We start from the raw sequence: 2,228 nt of genomic DNA on the forward strand, positions 1-2,228 counted from the left end.
TCGGGAAGCCGGGTCGAGGTGAGCGCCAGGTCGCCATTGATCGCCGCGGGCCGCTGTTCGCCGCGCTGGAATTTTCGCCCCGTCGCGATGATCTCGGCGAACAGCGCGCGGATGGCCTCGCGGCCACGCGTTAGATCCTTCTCGCCGCTGTCGATGACGGCGTCGGGCGCGAACAGCGCCACCATGCCGTCGATGTCGCCGGCCCATTGCCGGGCGATCAAAAGACGTTCCAGGTCCTGCGGATCACGCGCCGGCTGGCGGTCCTGCTCATTGGCCATTGCAAGGCTCCTCTCCTCGACAGAACCCAGACTAGGCCAGACCGAGGCCGGTTTCGACACATCGGTTCCAACTTCGAGGCGCGCCCGCATTTGTCGCAAAGCGCCTGCCCGTCATTGTAATGTCAGCATGCGGGACCTACGTCTGCGACGTCCAAACCTGCTCGTCCATGTTTCGGCGCGGGCCCAATTCTGGAGGCATTGATGTTCGATCCCAAGAAGCTTCTCGACGATCTGCTCGGCTCGCAGGTTCCCGGCACCAGCGGCACCGTCCGCGACAAGGCCGGCCAGGCCGTGCAGATGGCCAAGGACAATCCGCTGGCCGCCGGCGCGCTGGCCGCGGTGCTGCTTGGAACGGGAACCGGCCGGCAGGTGACGGGCACCGCCATCAAGCTCGGCGGGCTGGCCGCGATCGGCGGCCTCGCCTACAAGGCCTACCAGAACTACAAGGCCGGCAACGCGCCGGCCGAGACGCCGGCTGCCGGCGAGCCCGAACTCTTGCCGCCGCCCAAGGATACCGCCTTCCACCCCTCGCAGGCCCCGCAAGGCGAGGAGGAGTTCACGCTGACGCTGGTGCGGGCGATGATCTCGGCGGCGAAGGCCGACGGCCATGTCGATGACGAGGAGCGCCAGAAGATCGCCGGCAAGCTGCAGCTCGCCGGCATCGGCACCGAGGCGGAACAATTCCTGATGGCGGAGCTGGAGAGCCCGCTCGACCTGGATACGCTGGTCGCCGGCGCCCAGACCGACGCGCAGAAGCTCGAACTCTATACGGCCTCGCGCCTTACCATCGATCCCGACACGCGCGCCGAACGCGGCTATCTCGACCTGCTTGCTGGCCGTCTCGGCCTGCCGGACGCGCTGGTCGACCACGTCGAGGCGACGGTGTCGGCGGCCAAGGTGCCGGTTTCCGACAAGCCCGGAACCTCGCCCAATCCACGCTGGTGAGGCGGAGGCGGAACAGCCGACGCCGCGCACGGTAACGTCTCGTTAACCGAGGAAGCGCATCATTCTAAGCAGTCGGACCGGCTTTTCCTCCTCCCAAGCCCGGTTCAGATCAGGGCGGTCGCCAATGACCGCCCTTTTTGTCGGGCCTGATGGCTGACAGTTGGCTTGCCATCGCTTGCGTCATTTGCGATGCCAAGTTGCAGCGATGACCGGAGGACACCGATGACTGCCATGACAGAGAAAACCGCCATCGTTACCGGCGCCGGCACAGGCATCGGCAAGAGCGTCGCCACGGCGCTGCTCAGGAACGGCTGGAACACGGTGTTCTGCGGACGCCGCAAAGCGGTGTTGGAGGAAGCGATCGCCGAGGCCGGCAAGACCGAGGCCAAGGCGCTGGCGGTTGCCTGCGACATCAGCAAGGCCGATCAGGTCGACGATCTGTTCGAAACGGTGGTCGAAGCCTTCGGCCGCGTCGACCTGCTCTTCAACAATGCCGGCATGGGCTACAAGTCGACGCCGATCGACGAGATCCCGGTCGAGGTCTGGAACGATATCGTCGGCGTCAACCTCACCGGCTCGTTCCTGTGCGCCCGCGCCGCCTTCGGCGCCATGCGCCGGCAAAAGCCTATGGGCGGCCGCATCATCAACAACGGCTCGGTGTCGGCCTATGCGCCGCGTCCTGGCTCGGTGCCCTACACGGCGACCAAGCACGCCATCACCGGGCTGACCAAGACGCTGGCGCTCGACGGCCGGCCCTACGACATCGCTTGCGGCCAGATCGACATCGGCAATGCGCTGACCGAGATGGCGCAGCCAATGACGGTCGGCGTGCCGCAGGCCAACGGTTCGATCGCCGCCGAGGCGGTGATGGATGTCGAGCGCGTCGCCGACGCCGTCGTCCACATGGCCAGCCTGCCGCTCGACGCCAACGTGCTGTTCATGACGGTGATGGCGACGAAGATGCCGTTCGTCGGGCGCGGGTAGCGCCCGACCTTCCCGCGAGGG

Annotated in this window: 3 protein-coding genes; 2 read left to right on the top strand and 1 reads right to left on the bottom strand. The window is 66.7% G+C overall.

What is annotated here, in order from left to right:
- Window positions 1-278: nuclear transport factor 2 family protein (locus EN738_RS20980; RefSeq protein WP_127285379.1), on the bottom strand; the 278-nt coding region annotated here is incomplete at its 3' end.
- Window positions 279-479: 201 nt separating this feature from the next.
- On the opposite strand from EN738_RS20980, the gene EN738_RS20985 reads away from it, so the two are divergent.
- Entirely contained in the window at window positions 480-1,223 is a 744-nt protein-coding gene (locus EN738_RS20985) for a tellurite resistance TerB family protein (protein WP_127285380.1), read from the top strand.
- A gap of 231 nt (window positions 1,224-1,454) precedes the next feature.
- Window positions 1,455-2,207: an SDR family oxidoreductase gene (locus EN738_RS20990; RefSeq protein ID WP_127285389.1), complete on the top strand. Its 753-nt coding sequence runs from the start codon at window positions 1,455-1,457 to the stop codon at window positions 2,205-2,207.
- Window positions 2,208-2,228: the final 21 nt, after the last annotated feature.

This window comes from Mesorhizobium sp. M4B.F.Ca.ET.017.02.2.1, from assembly GCF_003998955.1.
Lineage (GTDB): Bacteria > Pseudomonadota > Alphaproteobacteria > Rhizobiales > Rhizobiaceae > Mesorhizobium > Mesorhizobium abyssinicae.